We start from the raw sequence: 16651 nt of genomic DNA, 5'->3' as shown, positions 1-16651 counted from the left end.
GGGCATGCAGTCGTGTCAGCCCGAGCAGCTTCCGCTTTTCGACATTCCTGAGTGGGCACACGTCGTCGGCGTCTTCGATCTTGAAACAACCGGCATCGATGTTTCGGCTGATCGCATCGTCACCGCCCATGTCGGACTGCTCGACGCGACCGGCGCAGTCGTGCGCGCCCGCGATTGGCTGGCAGATCCCGGTATCAAGATTCCTGAAGGGGCAACCGCTATTCATGGGATCAGCACCCGGCACGCGCGCAATGAGGGCCGCCCCGCCCCCGAGGTCGTCGCCGAGGTCGTCCAAGAACTGCGCGCCCTGCTTGACGCCGGCATTCCCGTCGTCGCCTACAACGCTCCCTACGATTTCTCGCTCTTGAAATTCGAAGCGCTTCGCCACGGCATCGCGCCGATCACTGATCCCTCCCCCGTTATCGACCCATTGGTCGTAGACAAGGCCTTCGATCGATACCGTCGCGGCAAACGCACCCTAGAAGTCGTTGCACAGCACTACGCCGTTCGCTTAGACGGCGCTCACAACGCGTCCGCAGATGCTATCGCAGCGGGTCGCGTCGCTCAGGCGATAGCCGAACGTTTCGCGACGCAACTGCCGGGCACCCTCGACGAACTGCACACTCAGCAGGTCGGCTGGGCACGCTCTCAAGCACTGAGCTTGACCGAGTACTTCATCAAAATCGGTCGTATCGAGCCTGACGATTCTGTCGACGGCGCTTGGCCGATTCGCTAGCGCACGGTCGTCGCCCCGCGCTGCATCCGTCGTGTCGTGCACACGAAAAAGGCCCCGCACAAAGCGGGGCCTCTTTCGTGTGGCACGATTACTTGCCGAAGTTCTTGAAGCGCTGGTTGAACTTCTCGACGCGACCGGCCGAGTCCATGATGCGCTGCTTGCCCGTGTAGAACGGGTGCGAAGCCGACGAGATTTCAACGTCGATGACCGGGTACTCGACGCCGTCGAGGTCGATGGTCTTTTCGCTGGTCACCGTGGAGCGGGTGAGGAACGTATCGCCGGTACCGAGGTCGCGAAAAACGATGTCCTGGTAAACGGGGTGGATGTCAGTCTGCATGAGAAGTCCTTTGAGAGGGGGTGCTCTGGATTTTGCCAGTGCGGTCAAAGTCTGGGGTGCGAGCGCACCAAAGAACGATCCTACCAGGCTCGGCGCCCTTCAGGGAACCCGAGGGTACATACGCCTACAGAGCGGCGCGCGCCGCATAGCGCCCGTCTGCTTCGGTGAGCAGAATCTCGACGCCGAAAGTCTCGCTCAGCGAAGCCGCAGTGAGGTTCTGCGCCAGCGGTCCTGCCGCGACGGCCTTGCCATCGCGAAGCAACAGCACATGAGTGAAACCGACCGGAATCTCTTCAACGTGGTGGGTGACCATCACCATGGCCGGTGTAGTCGGTGCGGTCGCGTAGCCGCTCAGCAACCCGAGAAGCTCTTCGCGCGCGCCCAGGTCGAGGCTCGCCGAGGGCTCATCGAGGAGCAGCAGTTCTGGGTCGGTCATGATCGCTCTGGCGATCTGTACTCGCTTCTGCTCGCCATCACTCAGCGTTCCGAAATGCCGATCAGCGAGGTGGTCGAGCTTCCACTCGGCAAGAACGCGAAGCGCACGCCGTTCGTCGATGTCTTCGTAATCTTCGCGCCAACGGCCGAGCACCGAGTACGCCGCAGTCAGCACCACGTTCAGCACAGTTTCGTCTACCGGAATCCTGCGAGCCATCGCGCTGGAGGCAAACCCGATTCTGGGCCGCAATTCGAACACGTCGGTGCGTCCGAGCTGTTCTCCCAGAATGGTCACGGTGCCCGAAGTCGGATGCAGCATCGTGTCAGCAAGTTGCAGCGCGGTGGTCTTGCCGGCGCCGTTTGGGCCGAGAATCACCCAACGTTCATCATCATTGATCGACCAATCGAGGTGGTCGATGATCTCCCGGGTATTTCGGCGAACGACGACGTCAGAAAACTGAAGGACCTGCGGCATGTGACCCAGCTTATCGGCCGCTTGCGCTGACCTCTGCGTAAAGCGCCGACGTCTGTTCGGCAATCTTCGCCCAACTGAAGCTCTCTGTGGCACGCACTCGTCCTGCAACACCGTACTCAGTGGCCTTCTGCACATCGCTGACCACTTCAGTAAGCACGCGAGCGAGGTCTGCGACGAAGCCGTCCGGGTCGATCGGTGTTCCCGTGCCGTCCTGCATTTGTTCGATCGGCACGAGGCGACCTGTCACACCGTCGACAACCACTTCGGGGATTCCTCCGGTCGCGGTGCCAACCACAGCCGCTCCGCAAGCCATGGCCTCGAGATTCACGATCCCTAGCGGTTCGTACACTGAAGGGCATACGAACGTCGTGGCAGCCGTGAGAATCGCGCTGAGCTCATGGCGTGGCAAAAGCCGATCGATCCAGATGACACCGTCTCGGCTGGCTTGCAGGCCGCGCACGAGCTCTTCAACCTCGGCCATGATCTGAGGGGTGTCGGGCGCACCAGCACACAAAACCAACTGGACGTCCGGGGGGAGCAACTCGGCCGCACGCAGCAGGTAGGGAAGCCCCTTCTGTCGTGTGATGCGCCCAACGAACACCACGGAGGGTTTTGTCGGATCGATGCCCTCACTGGCCAAGAAATCAGCATTCTCGGTCGGATGCCACGCCTCAACATCAATTCCGTTATAGATGACGCGCACACGGGCGGGGTCGAGATCGGGATAGCTGCGCAAGATGTCGTTGCGCATTCCATCGCTCACAGCGATGACGGCCGCGGCGCTCTCGTAGGCGGTCTTCTCGATCCAACTCGACACGGCGTATCCGCCGCCCAGCTGCTCAGCTTTCCACGGCCGAAGTGGCTCGAGCGAGTGCGCGCTGACAATGTGAGGAATGCCATGAAGCATCGATGCCACGTGTCCTGCGAAGTTCGCGTACCAAGTGTGACTGTGCACCACGTCGGCGCCAGCAACCCCACCCACGATCTCCAGATCGATTCCCAGGGTTTGCACAGCCGCATTCGCACTGCTCAGGCCAGCGGGCACTGAATAGGATTCGGTGCCACTTTCGTCGCGTTGGGCACCGAAGGCGTGCACCCGCACATCGAGGTTGTGCTCCGATTTCCCAGAGCCGTCTCGCAGCGCACGCACCAGCTCCGCAACGTGCACCCCCGCCCCTCCATAGATCTCGGGCGGATATTCCTTGGTGATTATGTCGACGCGCATGTCACGAACGCTAGTACACCGGGTGCAACAGGTTCTATGGTTGTGGCATGCAACCTGCACCGAAGGTCTTCGGAATCATCCTCGCTGGCGGCGAGGGCAAACGCCTCATGCCACTGACGGCAGACCGTGCAAAGCCCGCTGTTCCATTTGGCGGACAGTACCGGTTGATCGACTTCGCAATTTCGAATCTGATCAACTCGGGCTTGCAACAGATCGTCGTTTTGACGCAGTACAAGTCGCACAGTCTCGACCGCCATATCTCTCAAACCTGGCGAATGTCGGCCTTGCTCGATTCGTACGTGGCATCTGTTCCCGCGCAACAGCGCCTCGGTAAGCGCTGGTTCACGGGGTCAGCCGATGCGATCCTGCAGAGCTTGAATCTCATCAACGATGAGAAGCCCGACATCGTGATCGTGGTCGGTGCAGACCACGTGTACCGCATGGACTTCCAGCAGATGCTCGCGGCGCACATTGAGTCGGGTGCGCGCGCAACGGTCGCGGGGATTCGTCAACCGATCGGACTCGCAAATCAGTTCGGCGTCATCGACGTCGACAAGACGGACCCCACTCGAATCAAGCAGTTCTTGGAGAAGCCAGAAAACCCTGAAGGACTGGTCGATTCGCCGCATGAAGTGCTCGCGTCGATGGGCAACTACATCTTCGACACCGATGCCCTCATCGAAGCGGTTGAGGCAGATGGGGAGCTTCCCACGTCTAATCACGACATGGGCGGTGACATCATGCCGTACTTCGTCGAGCGCGGCGAAGCGGGTGTTTACGACATGAACCGCAACGACGTTCCGGGATCCACCGACCGCGACCGCTACTACTGGAGAGATGTCGGAACGATCGACTCTTTCTACGACGCGCATCGCGATCTCATCTCGACCTTGCCGATATTCAACCTCTACAACATGCTGTGGCCCATCCATTCTCAAGCGGTGAACTCCCCGCCCGCGAAGTTTGTGCGCGACGACGTGCATCGCATTGGCAACGCGATTGACTCGATCGTGTCGCTAGGGTCGGTGCTCTCGGGTGCTCACCTGGAGCTCAGCGTCGTCGGCCCTTGGACTCTCGCGGCCGGCGGGTCGACGATCACCCAGTCCGTGCTGTTCGATTCGGTGCGCGTCGGCGCTGGCGCACGAATACACCGCGCGATTCTCGACAAGAATGTCGTGCTCGCTGACGGGGCGACTGTCGGGGTGGACCGCACCCGTGACCTTGAGCGGGGCTTCACAATCACTGAGTCAGGCATCACCGTCGTAGGCAAAGGCATCCACGTCGAGCGATGATGTGTGCGCACGAGCGCGCGGCTCACACTAGCGTGGAAGGATGCCCGCTCTTGCCGCACGCTTTCTCGTCGTGCTCGACGCAGATTCAACCCTCATTCGCAACGAAGTCATCGAGCTGATCGCTGACGAAGCAGGACGCGGACCCGAGGTCGCTGCCGCAACCGAGGCGGCGATGCGCGGTGAAGTCGACTTCGCCGCGAGCCTTCGATCGCGCGTGGATGCGCTGACCGGCGTTCAGGTGTCATCGTTCGAACGTGTGCTCTCGCGCATCGAGCCGACGCCTGGGGTCGAGGAACTCGTCAGCGCCGTGCATACACGCGGCGGCCTCGTGGGCGTCGTTTCAGGCGGTTTTCACGAGATTCTCGACACCGTCGCGCCGGCTCTCGGCATCGACATGTGGCGAGCGAATCGCCTGGCCGTCGCCGATGGCGCGTTGACGGGCGCCATCGACGGCGCGATCGTCGATGCGCAGGCCAAAGCCGACACCCTTATCGAATGGGCCACGCGTGCAGGGGTGTCACGCCAACTCACCTTCGCCATCGGCGATGGCGCCAACGACCTGGTCATGATGCAGGCCGCCGGACTAGGAATTGCGTTCAACGCCAAGCCCGCGGTGCGAGCGAAGGCGGATCTCGTCGTCGGTGCAGTCGATCTGAGCGAGGTTATCGCGCTGCTGCCCTAGTGGCCCATGCCCAGTCCGCCGTCGACCGGAATAACAGCGCCCGAGATGTAGGCAGCATCGTCTGAGGCCATCCACACCACAGCGCCAGCAACCTCATCGGGCGTCGCGAAACGACCAGCCGGAATCGTCTTCTTGTATTGCTCTTGGGTCTCTTCCGGCAGCGCGGCCGTCATATCCGTTTCGATGAAACCTGGGGCGATGACGTTCGCGGTGATCCCTCTGCCGCCAAGTTCGCGAGTAAGCGATCTCGCAAAACCGACAAGGGCGCTCTTAGAAGCGGAGTAGTTGATTTGGCCGGCCGAGCCGTAGAGACCGACGACACTCGAGATGAGAATTACGCGGCCCCAGCGAGCCCGTAGCATTCCCTTCGATGCGCGCTTGACGACCCGAAACGTGCCGCCGAGGTTCGTGGCGACGACGCTGTCAAAGTCATCCTCGTTCATGCGCAGAAGCAGCATGTCTTTGGTGACTCCTGCATTGGCAACGACGATCTCGACAGGTCCGAGCGTGGATTCGACCTCAGTGAACGCCGCGTCGACTGCGGCAGCATCCGTCACATCCGCGCGCACCGTGAGAGTTCCTTCAGGACCTTCGCCCGAACGAGCCGTGACAGCTACCTTGTACCCTGCTGCGACAAACCGCTCGGCAATGGCTTTGCCAATTCCGCGGTTTCCACCGGTAACGAGAACGACGCGATCAGCGGACATGGTGGCACTCCCAGGGTTGCGAACGGAACTGCCCCAGCCTACCTGCGACCGCCAGTCGTGCCATTCGCGGCGTAGGCTGGATACACCGTGAAGAGACCAGACCAGCCACAATCTGCGACATCGCTGCCGCGCGCGCCACGCGACGATGCAAGCGCGCGTTCGCGTCGGTACTTGATCATGATGGCGATCCGCATGGTGTGTTTCCTTTTGATGGTTCTCATCACTCCGTATGGCTGGCAAACCTGGCTATTTGGCATAGCGGCGATTGTGTTGCCCTACATTGCCGTGGTGAATGCGAACAACTCTGAAGATCTGGGTAACGGCGCACAGAATCCCGAGCGTGCACTTCCCGCCGCTGCTGCTACGCCGAAGCCGGTGCCCACCGATTCCACAGTGATTCGAATTGAAGAGGGTAAGCCCCACGGTCAGCCAGAGTCTGGGAGCGATAGTTCGTGATTGAGAGGGATGCTGAGCGTGCAGTCTGCTCGCGGGCTGGCTGCCGAGCCGAGGCAAGCTGGCGCGTGGAGTGGCGGAATCCTCGTATTCACGCCACTGACCGTGTGAAGACCTGGGTTGCCTGCGACGAGCATCGAGGCTTTTTGCGCGATTACCTTGCCGCCCGAGATTTTCCTGTCTCAGTGGGGCCACTGGATCCTTCGACCACGGAGACGGCGACGTGAGCCGGTCGCGCAACGGCGTGAGCATGCAAAACCTGCCGCGCGCGGGCCGATGGACGATCTATGTCGCGATCGCAATCGTCTTTGCGATCGCGTGCGGATTCTTGTCGTACTGGCAGTTCACGCGTAACGAGAGTAGAGCTGAACAGCTCGCCCTCGTCGAGCAGAACTACGACGCCACACCGGTCGCGCTGGGCGATTTGGTGCCGGTGGGCAGCGATTTGCTCACCGAAGACGAGTGGCGGCCGGTCGAGCTCGTCGGACAGTATTTGTCTGACGAAGAACTGCTCGTGCGCAACCGCCCGCACGGCGGAACCGCAGCTTTCGAAGTGCTCGTTCCGTTCGAAACGAACGATGGCCGAGTAGTTCTCATCGATCGTGGCTGGGTTGCGCCCGGTGTAGACCAACCTGATCCAGACGTCGTGCCCGCTGCACCCACTGGCGAGGTCACGGTGGTTGTGCGGTTGCGCCCCAGCGAAGCACTCCCCTCTTCTGGGCGCTCCGCGCCTGAGGGGCAAGTGCCCACCATCAACGTGCCCCTCGTCGCTGCCACCATCAACGCTGACGCAGGAGCCAGGATGGACCTCAGCGTGTATGGCTTGATGGTGTCTGAAGACCCGGCCATGGCAACGACGCCTGCAGCGCTGGACAAGCCTTCAGAAGACCCTGGCCCGCACTTGTCGTACGCGATTCAGTGGATCCTGTTCGCGGTCATGGGGTTCGTTTTCATCGGCTACGTCATTCGCACCGAGCGTCAGCACCGGCGCGAAGATGAAGAAGATGAGGCAGCCAGCTCGGGCGAGACGCCGAAACCCGCCGCTGCGCGACCACCAGCACCCCGCCGGCGCGATCGCGACTCAGACGACGAAGATGCCCTGATTGACGCGATCGGCTACCGCCCCTGACTACGCAAGCGTGATCAGGTCGATGTAGTCGCGACCCCAGAGGTCTTCGACACCGTCGGGCAGGATCAGCACCCGCTCGGGGTTGAGCGCAGAAACCGCACCTTCATCGTGCGAGACGAGTACGACAGCGCCCTCGTAGTGCGCGAGGGCCCCGAGGATCTCTTCACGCGAAGCCGGGTCAAGGTTGTTCGTTGGCTCGTCGAGGAGCAACATGTTTGCGCTGGAAACGACGAGCGTGGCCAACGACAGTCGCGTCTTCTCACCGCCAGAGAGCACGCCAGCTGGCTTGAGCACATCGTCACCCGTGAAGAGGAATGAGCCGAGTACCTTACGCGCTTCAGTGGCGTTGATGTCAGGAGCGGCAGACATCATGTTTTCAAGCACCGAGCGATTGACGTCGAGGTTCTCGTGCTCCTGCGCGTAGTAGCCGATCTTCAAACCGTGTCCAGGCTCGAGCTGACCGGTATCGGGCTGATCGACGCCAGCGAGAATTCGCAACAGGGTGGTCTTTCCTGCACCGTTGAGCCCCAAAATGACGACCTTGGAGCCACGGTCGATCGCGAGATCGACGTCAGTAAAGATCTCAAGCGAGCCATAGGACTTCGACAGCCCCGTAGCCATCAGCGGCGTCTTGCCACAGGCTGCGGGCTTCGGAAAGCGAAGCTTGGCGACGCGCTCTTCTTGACGAACATCGTCAAGCCCCGAAAGCATCTTCTCTGCACGAGCGACCATCTGATGCGCGGAGGCTGCCTTCGATGCCTTTGCACCGAAACGTGCAGCCTGCATCTGCAACTGGGTGGCCTTCTTCTCGACGTTGACACGCTCTTTCTTGCGGCGTTCTTCGTCAGCCACGCGCTGGCGCAAGTAGTTCTTCCAGTTCATGTTGTAGACATCGATGACCTGGCGATTGGCGTCAAGATAGAAGACACGGTTGACCGTCTCACCGACGAGCTCGACATCGTGACTGATCACGATCAGTCCACCTTTGTAGCCCTTCAAGAACTCGCGCAACCACACGACGCTGTCGGCGTCCAGGTGGTTTGTGGGCTCATCCAGGATCATCGAATCCGCATCTGAAAAGAGGATGCGCGCGAGCTCGATGCGGCGACGCTGACCACCCGAAAGCGTTTTCAACTGCTGGTCGAGAATGCGATCGGGCAGTGAGAGATTGTGCGCGATCGATGCGGCTTCGGCTTCGGCGGCATAGCCACCCTGTGCTTCAAAGCGTTCGGTGAGGTTGCTGTACTTACGCATTGCGCGTGCGGCAACCTCAGGGTCAGCATCTCCCATCGCCAAAGACGCTTCGTGCATACCGAGGGAAAGCGTGCCGAGACCGCGCGCGTCAAGGATTCTCGTGCGCGCGAGCATTTCTGGGTCGCCGGTGCGGGGATCCTGAGGCAGGTACCCGAGCTCTCCCGAAGTGTCGACGCGTCCGTCTGCCGGAATCAGGTCGCCGGCCAGCACCTTTGTCAGTGTGGTCTTGCCCGCCCCGTTTCTACCAACGAGTCCTACTTTGTCGCCGTTCGAGACACGGAACGAAACGTCCGACATCAGGATGCGCGCGCCTACGCGGATTTCGAGGTCGTGCACGGAGAGCACAGCGAAACGTCCGTTCCTTTGAGATGAGAGTGGGGGCCAGAGTGATCGAGCGATCGGGTCGACCCCCAAGTATAGAGTGCGCCGGCTGAGGATCTGTCGGACGAAGCCCGCAACCCCGCCGATCAACCACGGAGATGCGACATTGAGTTCGCACATGCGACGCGCACGAAGTAATGTAAGGCGTCGGCACGAGTACCTGCTGGAGGCTGTGAAGGCCGCCGTCGTGTGTCTTGCCCCCGAGGGCCGAGGCGGCGAGGTCGAAGAGATAGACGTTGACACTGAGATTTTGTGGGAGGTTCCGCGCACGGCGAAAGGTGGCGCGGCCCTGAAAAGCGCCCCCTCTACTCCTGGCTTGCCGGTGAAGCCAGCGCAATCAAGACGTTGCGCCGCCACTTAGTATCTGACTGCGGCGTCGACCGCCGAGCAGTCGCCTTCATGGGGTACTGGCGACTGGGTAAGGCCGAGGTCTGACAATCGACGGAACGGTCGAATTCGCTGCGGATGAGCGCGACCCGCTCACGAGCGCGTGATCACGCCGATTCGCTCGACCGCGTCGCGAAGCACGTCGGGCGAACAGCCAAAGTTGATGCGCACGTGCCCAGTTCCCTGTTCGCCAAAGTCTGGGCCAGGGTTCAGCGCCACCTTCGCCTCTTGCAGAATCCGCTCGGCGGGGTTTGCCCCCCAACCAAACGCTGTCAGATCGACCCAGCCCAAGAATCCAGCATCCGGAATCTCATACTTTGCTTCGGGCACGTGCTCCGCGAGCAGGACTGCAAGCAGACGAGCGTTCTCATCGAGCCGCGCGAGAAGGGAGTCAAGCCACTCATCGCTTTCTGGCGCAAACGCCGCGACCGCTGCGATCGCTCCGAACAGTCCGGTACGCCACTCGACTTCGTCGGGCAGCGACTGAACTACGCTGATCGTCGCCGGGTTGCTGGCTACCATGAGTGCGCACTTGAGACCGGCGGTGTTGAACGCTTTGCTTGCGCTCGTGACGACGTACCCGACTCGTGCGGCTACGGCCGAGGCCTCAAGGAAAGGAGTAAATGTGACCGACGGCTGCACGAGCGGAGCATGAATCTCATCGCTGATCACCGCGACGCCAAAAGTGTCAGCGAGATCGGCGAGAGCCGCGAGGCTGGCTTTAGAGTGCGCGGTGCCGGTCGGGTTGTGTGGGTTGCACAGCAAAACGCAGCGGGCACCCGCGGCAAGAGCCGTCTCGATACCCGGAAGATCAAGCTCCCAACCTGCATCGGTGTGCAGCAAGGGCACCCGTTCCACTTCAGCGCCGGCCTCAACGATCGTGTCGTAGAACGGCGGGTACACCGGCGGGGTGACAATCACGCGGTCGCCGGGTTGTGTGACCACGCGGAGCAGCTCGACCACCCCCATGATGACGTCGCACGTCCAGCGCACTCCCGCGGGGTCGATGCTCCACCCATATCGACGTTGCGCAAAGTCAACAAAAGCATTCCGAATGCCTGGTTCAGGAGGGGTGTAGCCGGTGTCGCCGAGTTCGACCGCGCGAAAGAGAGCGCGCGAGATCGCCGGCGCCAACGCGAAGTCAGTCTCGGCGACGAATAGAGGCAAGACGTCTGCCGGATATCGCCGCCACTTCGTACTGGAGCGCTGACGCAACTCATCGATAGGCAGTGCTTCAAGGGGAATAACGCTCACCCGTTGAGCCTACCGACCGGCAACCGCCGAGGGCATCGACCGCGAAATACGACGTCAGATGGCGAAGCCGAGCGCCCGCATCATGTCACGACCGTCGTCAGTGATCCGCTCCGGACCCCATGGCGGCATCCAGACCCAGTTGATCCGAAACTGGTCGACGACGTCGTCCAGAGACTGCGCCGTCTGTTCTTCAAGCACGTCTGTCAACGGGCATCCGGCTGATGTCAGGGTCATGTGGATGACGAGAGCATCGTTTTCGTCATCCCAGCTGAGGTCATAGATGAGACCGAGGTCAACGACGTTGATCCCCAGTTCGGGATCCATCACATCTTTGAGAGCCTCGGTGACCTCATCGAACTTCTCGGGACTGAGCGTTGCGGTCATAGGTTGACTCTACGCCTCAGTGTCGACTGCGGGCTCAAGATAGCGGTCATAACCTTCATCTTCGAGACGATCGGCCAATTCAGACCCGCCTTCCTCGACGATGCGGCCAGCAACCATCACGTGCACGAAGTCGGGACGGATGTATCGAAGGATCCGCGTGTAGTGCGTGATGAGTAGCACACCAAGATCGGTGGTTTCCTTCGCGCGGTTGACGCCCTCAGAAACGACCTTCAGTGCGTCAACGTCGAGACCTGAATCAGTTTCGTCGAGCACCGCGAACTGAGGCTTGAGCAGCTCAAGCTGAAGGATCTCGTGGCGCTTCTTTTCGCCGCCCGAGAAACCTTCATTGACGTTGCGCGCGGCGAACTTCGGGTCCATGCGCAGGTCTTTCATCGATTGCTTGACCTCTTTTGTCCACGTGCGAATAGCCGGAGCTTCACCGTCAATGGCGGTCTTCGCGGTACGCAAGAAGTTCGTCACGGTGACGCCCGGGATTTCCACGGGGTACTGCATCGCGAGGAAGAGTCCCGCACGTGCCCGCTCGTCAACCGTCATCTCAAGAACGTCTTCACCGTCGAGCGTGATGGAACCGCCGGTGACGGTGTATTTGGGGTGACCGGCGATTGTGTAGGCAAGCGTCGACTTGCCCGAGCCGTTGGGGCCCATGATCGCGTGGGTTTCGCCTTTGCGCAGGGTGAGCGACAGGCCGTTGAGGATGGGGGTGGTTCCCTCTTCCGTTTCGACCGTGACATGCAGGTCGCGGATCTCAAGAACAGACATCAGATTTCCTTCTTCACGTTCGGGTCAATGAGCACGTCGTCGCCGTCGATAGTGACGACGAATACCGGGACGGGCTCGAATGCAGGGAGATTGAGGGGCTTGCCGGTGATCAGCGAGAATGCCGAGCCGTGGGCCCAGCACTCAAGCGTGTCACCGTCGACGAAGCCTTCGGACAGTGACACATCACCGTGAGTGCAGGTGTCACCGATGGCGTGGACCTCGCCGTTGGAATCGAGAACCAGCGAGATGGCGACGCCATCGACCTCCACGCGCTTGGCAGCATCCTGCTCGAGCTCGCTGAGTGCGCAGGCGCGCTGAGCGGTCATCGGGTCCCCTCCTGGGCCAGCTCTTCCTCGACGGCGCCGATCAGTTCGGCTTCGAGCGAGTCGATGCCGATCTTCTGAACGATCTCGGTCAGGAAGCCAAGCACGACAAGTCGACGAGCCTCGTCTTCAGTGATGCCGCGGGCCTGCAAGTAGAACAGTTGCTCGTCGTCGAATCGACCCGTTGCACTCGCGTGTCCAGCACCGCGAATATCGCCGGTCTGAATCTCGAGGTTCGGAATTGAGTCGGCGCGAGCACCGTCGGTCAAGACGAGGTTGCGGTTCGCTTCGTACGAGTCGGTTGCTGTGGCATCCGGTCCGATAAGAACGTCGCCGATCCAGACGCTGCGTGCTCCGGAGCCCTGCAACGCGCCCTTGTACAAGACGTCGCCGACAGTTTCTGCACCCTTGTGGTGCAGAAAGACCTGACTCTCGAGGTGCTGGCCGCTATCAGAGAAGCTGAGGCCGAAAAGGTTGCCACGCGATCCGGTGCCGGCAAGTTCGACCGACGGGTTCACGCGCACGACACTGCCGCCGAGGCTAGCCACGATGTGAGTGAGAGTTGCGTCGCGATCAACTCGCGCCTGGTGTGCGGCAAGGTGCACCGCGTCGTCGTCCCAACGCTGCACTGTGATCACCGTGAGCGCCGAGCCGTCGCGCGCGATGATCTCAACGTTTTGCGCGTACTGCGCCGATCCGGAGTGGTACAACACCACCCGTCCGTGCGAGTTCGGCATTGCTTCGATGATGATGTGCGCCTGGGCGTGGCCACCGCGACCGCGCAAATCAACGCGCACCGGCTCACTTAGTTCTGCGTTCGCGGGGATGCGCAGATGGAGGGCGTTCTCGCCGTGGTGCCAGGCGAGTGCTCCCGTGATGTCTTCGGGGCGGAACACCTCACCGCGAACAGCCGCGTGGTGGCCAGTCGAAGCAATGACGAAGCCGTCGGGTACGGCACTGAGGTCGTACTCGATGGCGTTTTCAGCGGCGGATTCGGTTGCTTCGTCTACCAATAAGGCAGCGATCCGATCCATCGGGGTGTGCTTCCAGTTGACTTCTCGGCCCGTGGGGGTACCGAAGTCTTCTGGCGAATAAGAGGTGGGACGCGCGGAACGAGTCTGCACAGGAACCACCGATCCTGCCCCGTGGGAGTGCGCGCTGGAACCTGGCACCACTGCGGGTGCCTGAGTTGTTGCCGTCATCTAGCCGACACTGCCTTCCATGCCCATTTCAATGAGCTTGTTGAGTTCAAGTGCATATTCCATCGGCAATTCACGCGCAATCGGCTCGATAAAGCCGCGGACGATCATCGCCATCGCTTCGTCTTCGGGCATGCCCCTGGACTGGAGATAGAAAAGCTGCTCCTCGCTGACCTTCGAGACTGTTGCCTCGTGCCCAAGCTGAACGTCATCGACGCGGATGTCGATTGCTGGATAGGTGTCAGAGCGCGAGATCGAGTCCACCAGCAATGCGTCACAGCGCACCGTGTTGGCCGAGTGATGTGCATTGGCTTCGACTCGAATCTCACCGCGGTATCCGGCGCGACCACCACCACGTGCGATCGACTTCGAGACGATCGATGACTGCGTGTACGGAGCCATGTGCACCATCTTGGCGCCCGCGTCCTGGTGCTGACCGGGGCCAGCAAAAGCGACCGAAAGAGTCTCTCCCTTGGCGTGCTCGCCTACGAGGAAGATCGACGGGTACTTCATCGTCACCTTCGAGCCGATGTTGCCATCAACCCACTCCATCGTCGCCCCTTCGTGCGCGACCGCACGCTTGGTGACGAGATTGTACACGTTGTTCGACCAGTTCTGAATCGTCGTGTAGCGAACGCGTGCGTTCTTCTTCACGATGATCTCCACCACAGCTGAGTGAAGGGAGTCGCTCTTGTAGATCGGGGCGGTGCAGCCCTCAATGTAGTGAACGTACGAGCCTTCATCGGCGATGATGAGCGTGCGCTCAAACTGGCCCATGTTCTCGGTGTTGATGCGGAAGTAGGCCTGCAGTGGAATATCGACGTGCACGCCCGGAGGCACATACACAAACGATCCGCCCGACCACACGGCGGTGTTGAGAGCGGCGAACTTGTTGTCGCCCGACGGGATCACCGTTCCGAAGTACTCGGTGAAGAACTCCGGGTGCTCGCGCAACGCCGTGTCGGTGTCCATGAAGATGACACCCTGTTCTTCAAGATCCTCGCGGATCTGGTGGTACACGACCTCAGACTCGTACTGCGCTGCCACACCAGAGACCAGCCGCTGACGCTCTGCCTCGGGAATGCCGAGCTTCTCGTACGTGTCCCGAATCTCTTCGGGAAGGTCTTCCCAGGTTTGCGCCTGCTTCTCAGTAGAGCGCACAAAGTATTTGATGTTGTCGAAGTCGATCCCGCTGAGGTCTGCTCCCCATGTCGGCATCGGCTTACGACCAAAGAGGTCAAGGCCCTTCAACCGAGCCTTCAACATCCATTCCGGCTCGCTCTTAAGCGCCGAAATGTCTCGCACGACCTTGTCGTTGATGCCACGTGTCGCGCTCGCTCCCGCGGCATCGGCATCGTGCCAGCCGAACTCGTATTGGCCCAGGCCATCGAGTTCGGGTCGATCGATCAGCACATCAGACATTCACGTTCTCCTCCGAGCCCCGGCGGTGTGATCCGCCCCGGCACTCCTGCTCCTTCGATGGAGTTACCGAAGGGGGATGCCGCTGGTGGGCCCTGCTCAAGCGGCGCTGACCATCGCGCCTAGACTGTCGGTGGTGATTTCGCGCAGAACGCGGCCGCCCGACTTGCTCGATTCTACAGGGTTCACCTGTGTAACAGGTCACGGTGTGACGTTTGAAATTACGCGCGCCCCACAAAGAAACAGCCCAGGAGGCTCACCTCGATGTCGATCGACACGACCACAATCCCTCAGCCGGGACTCATACGTCGACTTTGGTCCCGACTCCCGAACACCGTCGATCGTCGCGTGATCGCCATGGCGTGGACGACCCTTGTTGTGCAGATCGGCATTGTGGCGACCGGCGGGCTCGTCCGTCTGACAGGTTCAGGGCTCGGTTGCCCGACCTGGCCTCGATGCACTGAGGAATCATTCGTTGCGACTGAGGCGATGGGCATTCACGGTGTCATCGAGTTCGGTAACCGCATGTTGACCTTCGTGTTGGTGATCGTTGCGATCCTGATGTTCTTGTTCGTTGTGCGCATGCGTCGACAGCGGCGAGATCTGTTTTGGCTGTCGCTGGTGATCGGGCTTTACGTGCCGTTGCAGGCGATCATCGGCGGCATCACGGTACTCACAAACCTGAACCCTTACGTCGTTGGTCTTCACTACTTTGCGTCTGCGGTGCTCGTTTCCCTCGCAGCCGTCTTGCTGGTGCGCGTCTACGCGCAACCCGGAGCGCGCACACGTGTCGTACCGCGTTGGTACGCAACTGTCGCCCATTTCACCTCACTCGGCGTCGCCGTGACGGTCGTGGTCGGCATTCTTGTGACCGGATCGGGGCCTCACGCTGGAGACGGCGGAGCCGCGCGCAATGGCTTGGATGCTGAGCTGTTGCAGCACGTGCACTCATGGCCGGCCTACGTGACCTTCGCGTTGTCACTGGTGCTGTTCGCTGCGGCGTGGAAGATGCCCTCTGCGCAGCGCCTGCCGCTATGGACCGGGTTGTTGCTCGCGACAGAATTGCTGCAGATCGTCATCGGCCTGTGGCAGGCACGCACAGGTCTGCCGATCGTTCTGGTCAACATTCATATGACACTGGCTGTCGCGCTGGTCGCGGCGATGACGGTCGTCGTGATGAAATTGAAGGCTCCAGTTCATAGCTAACTCATTGAATTCACATACCATCCCGTCGGTGAGCCACGTCAGGCTATCCGTACTGCGGTTTCGGCCGCGCCATTCAGAAGGAGTCCTCCCATCACCATGAACACTCGCCCCGCTTTGGTCCGCAGCATCCCGTTCTGGGCACTTATCGTTGCTTCCCTCGCCTCGCTCGCCTACGGCGTATCGCTCGTGACAGACAAGATCGCCGTCATGACCGTGACGCTGACCGAGGGCACCGCAACCGGCGTCGAGGTCTACGTCGGCCAGTCCATCGCGTTTCTCGGTTCGATCCTCGTAGGTGTCGGCGTCCTCGGTCTACTTATCGCACTCGCGATCGCCGCGGCATCCACTCTTCGCGCTCACCCGCCCGTAGAGGTTGTCGAGCCAATCGACTGGAACAACCAAGACGAGGTTGCGGTCGACGAACCCGCCGCCTACGAGCCTGACCCCGTTGTCGAGGTTGCAGAGCCCCTCACCGATGCAGAGCCGGTCGTCGCGGAGTCCGCTGATGAGGTAATCATCGTAGAGGCCGTAGAGCCCGCTGCTGAGCAGACCGACGGCAATGAGCCACCAAAGAACTAGAGTCGCCCAAGAAC

The 16651-nt window shown here is 61.0% G+C and carries 19 protein-coding genes and 1 pseudogene; 9 read left to right on the top strand and 11 right to left on the bottom strand.

Annotation, left to right across the window (positions count from 1 at the left end):
* The first annotated feature begins 4 nt into the window (after nucleotides 1–4).
* Entirely contained in the window at nucleotides 5–736 is a 732-nt protein-coding gene (locus tag AB0O81_RS11080; RefSeq protein ID WP_363584209.1) for a 3'-5' exonuclease, read from the top strand.
* An 88-nt stretch (nucleotides 737–824) separates the two neighbouring features.
* Here the strand turns inward: AB0O81_RS11080 and AB0O81_RS11075 are convergent, their stop codons facing one another.
* The 3 genes from AB0O81_RS11075 to glgA form a co-directional block, all read right to left on the bottom strand.
* The gene (locus AB0O81_RS11075; protein ID WP_363584207.1) at nucleotides 825–1073 is read right to left on the bottom strand and encodes a type B 50S ribosomal protein L31; all 249 of its coding nucleotides are present in this window, start codon (nucleotides 1071–1073) and stop codon (nucleotides 825–827) included.
* Between the two features lie 124 nt (nucleotides 1074–1197).
* The gene (locus AB0O81_RS11070; RefSeq protein WP_363584205.1) at nucleotides 1198–1983 is read right to left on the bottom strand and encodes an ABC transporter ATP-binding protein; all 786 of its coding nucleotides are present in this window, start codon (nucleotides 1981–1983) and stop codon (nucleotides 1198–1200) included.
* A 10-nt stretch (nucleotides 1984–1993) separates the two neighbouring features.
* Nucleotides 1994–3208: a glycogen synthase gene (gene glgA / locus AB0O81_RS11065; protein WP_363584203.1), complete on the bottom strand. Its 1215-nt coding sequence runs from the start codon at nucleotides 3206–3208 to the stop codon at nucleotides 1994–1996.
* Nucleotides 3209–3255: 47 nt separating this feature from the next.
* Between glgA and AB0O81_RS11060 the strand changes: the two genes are divergently transcribed.
* Together AB0O81_RS11060 and serB are read left to right on the top strand one after the other, a co-directional pair.
* Entirely contained in the window at nucleotides 3256–4500 is a 1245-nt protein-coding gene (locus AB0O81_RS11060; RefSeq protein ID WP_363584201.1) for a glucose-1-phosphate adenylyltransferase, read from the top strand.
* Between the two features lie 40 nt (nucleotides 4501–4540).
* Entirely contained in the window at nucleotides 4541–5182 is a 642-nt protein-coding gene (serB, locus tag AB0O81_RS11055) for a phosphoserine phosphatase SerB (protein ID WP_363584199.1), read from the top strand.
* Here the strand turns inward: serB and fabG are convergent.
* Nucleotides 5179–5889: a 3-oxoacyl-ACP reductase FabG gene (fabG, locus tag AB0O81_RS11050; RefSeq protein WP_363584197.1), complete on the bottom strand. Its 711-nt coding sequence runs from the start codon at nucleotides 5887–5889 to the stop codon at nucleotides 5179–5181. The genes serB and fabG overlap by 4 nt on opposite strands.
* Before the next feature lie 87 nt (nucleotides 5890–5976).
* Between fabG and AB0O81_RS11045 the strand changes: the two genes are divergently transcribed.
* The 3 genes from AB0O81_RS11045 to AB0O81_RS11035 are packed head-to-tail and all read left to right on the top strand — an operon-like array spanning nucleotide 5977 to nucleotide 7471.
* On the top strand, nucleotides 5977–6345 hold the full coding sequence (locus tag AB0O81_RS11045) for a DUF3099 domain-containing protein (protein WP_363584195.1): 369 nt from the start codon (nucleotides 5977–5979) through the stop codon (nucleotides 6343–6345).
* Entirely contained in the window at nucleotides 6345–6569 is a 225-nt protein-coding gene (locus AB0O81_RS11040; RefSeq protein WP_363584541.1) for a hypothetical protein, read from the top strand. Before AB0O81_RS11045 ends, AB0O81_RS11040 begins: the two co-directional genes overlap by 1 nt.
* Before the next feature lie 23 nt (nucleotides 6570–6592).
* Nucleotides 6593–7471, top strand: a complete 879-nt coding sequence (locus AB0O81_RS11035; RefSeq protein ID WP_363584539.1) for an SURF1 family protein — start codon at nucleotides 6593–6595, stop codon at nucleotides 7469–7471.
* On the opposite strand, the gene AB0O81_RS11030 is transcribed toward AB0O81_RS11035, so the two are convergent.
* Nucleotides 7472–9070 (bottom strand): ABC-F family ATP-binding cassette domain-containing protein, encoded by a 1599-nt coding sequence (locus AB0O81_RS11030; RefSeq protein WP_363584193.1) that lies wholly within the window; start codon nucleotides 9068–9070, stop codon nucleotides 7472–7474.
* Between the two features lie 184 nt (nucleotides 9071–9254).
* Here AB0O81_RS11030 and AB0O81_RS11025 point away from each other — a divergent pair.
* Nucleotides 9255–9541: pseudogene (locus tag AB0O81_RS11025) on the top strand (SIP domain-containing protein); the annotation flags it as partial.
* Nucleotides 9542–9586: 45 nt separating this feature from the next.
* On the opposite strand, the gene AB0O81_RS11020 reads toward AB0O81_RS11025, so the two are convergent.
* The 6 genes from AB0O81_RS11020 to sufB are packed head-to-tail and all read right to left on the bottom strand — an operon-like array spanning nucleotide 9587 to nucleotide 14855.
* Complete coding sequence (locus AB0O81_RS11020) at nucleotides 9587–10747, bottom strand: aminotransferase class I/II-fold pyridoxal phosphate-dependent enzyme (RefSeq protein WP_363584191.1); 1161 nt, start codon at nucleotides 10745–10747, stop codon at nucleotides 9587–9589.
* Between the two features lie 54 nt (nucleotides 10748–10801).
* Nucleotides 10802–11131 carry a metal-sulfur cluster assembly factor gene (locus AB0O81_RS11015; RefSeq protein ID WP_337337801.1) on the bottom strand — a complete coding sequence of 110 codons (330 nt, stop codon included), beginning with the start codon at nucleotides 11129–11131 and terminating at the stop codon, nucleotides 10802–10804.
* A gap of 9 nt (nucleotides 11132–11140) precedes the next feature.
* Nucleotides 11141–11911, bottom strand: coding sequence for a Fe-S cluster assembly ATPase SufC (gene sufC, locus AB0O81_RS11010; protein WP_363584188.1), 771 nt, complete (start codon nucleotides 11909–11911; stop codon nucleotides 11141–11143).
* The gene (locus AB0O81_RS11005) at nucleotides 11911–12237 is read right to left on the bottom strand and encodes a non-heme iron oxygenase ferredoxin subunit (RefSeq protein ID WP_363584186.1); all 327 of its coding nucleotides are present in this window, start codon (nucleotides 12235–12237) and stop codon (nucleotides 11911–11913) included. Before AB0O81_RS11005 ends, sufC begins: the two co-directional genes overlap by 1 nt.
* Nucleotides 12234–13436 (bottom strand): Fe-S cluster assembly protein SufD, encoded by a 1203-nt coding sequence (gene sufD / locus AB0O81_RS11000; protein ID WP_363584184.1) that lies wholly within the window; start codon nucleotides 13434–13436, stop codon nucleotides 12234–12236. The genes AB0O81_RS11005 and sufD overlap by 4 nt, the downstream gene beginning before the upstream one ends.
* A complete protein-coding gene (gene sufB / locus AB0O81_RS10995; protein ID WP_363584182.1) occupies nucleotides 13437–14855 on the bottom strand; it encodes a Fe-S cluster assembly protein SufB in 1419 nt (472 codons plus the stop codon). It lies immediately after the preceding gene.
* 261 nt (nucleotides 14856–15116) lie between these two features.
* On the opposite strand from sufB, the gene AB0O81_RS10990 reads away from it, so the two are divergent.
* Entirely contained in the window at nucleotides 15117–16058 is a 942-nt protein-coding gene (locus tag AB0O81_RS10990; protein WP_363584180.1) for a COX15/CtaA family protein, read from the top strand.
* 96 nt (nucleotides 16059–16154) lie between these two features.
* Nucleotides 16155–16637 (top strand): dinucleotide-utilizing enzyme, encoded by a 483-nt coding sequence (locus AB0O81_RS10985; RefSeq protein WP_363584178.1) that lies wholly within the window; start codon nucleotides 16155–16157, stop codon nucleotides 16635–16637.
* Nucleotides 16638–16651 lie beyond the last annotated feature (14 nt).

Origin of the sequence: Microbacterium sp. NPDC076911, from assembly GCF_040687125.1 — a bacterium.
GTDB lineage: Bacteria > Actinomycetota > Actinomycetes > Actinomycetales > Microbacteriaceae > Microbacterium.
The sequence above is the reverse complement of the archived record's forward strand: the minus strand, read 5'-3'. Positions and strand labels throughout refer to the sequence as shown.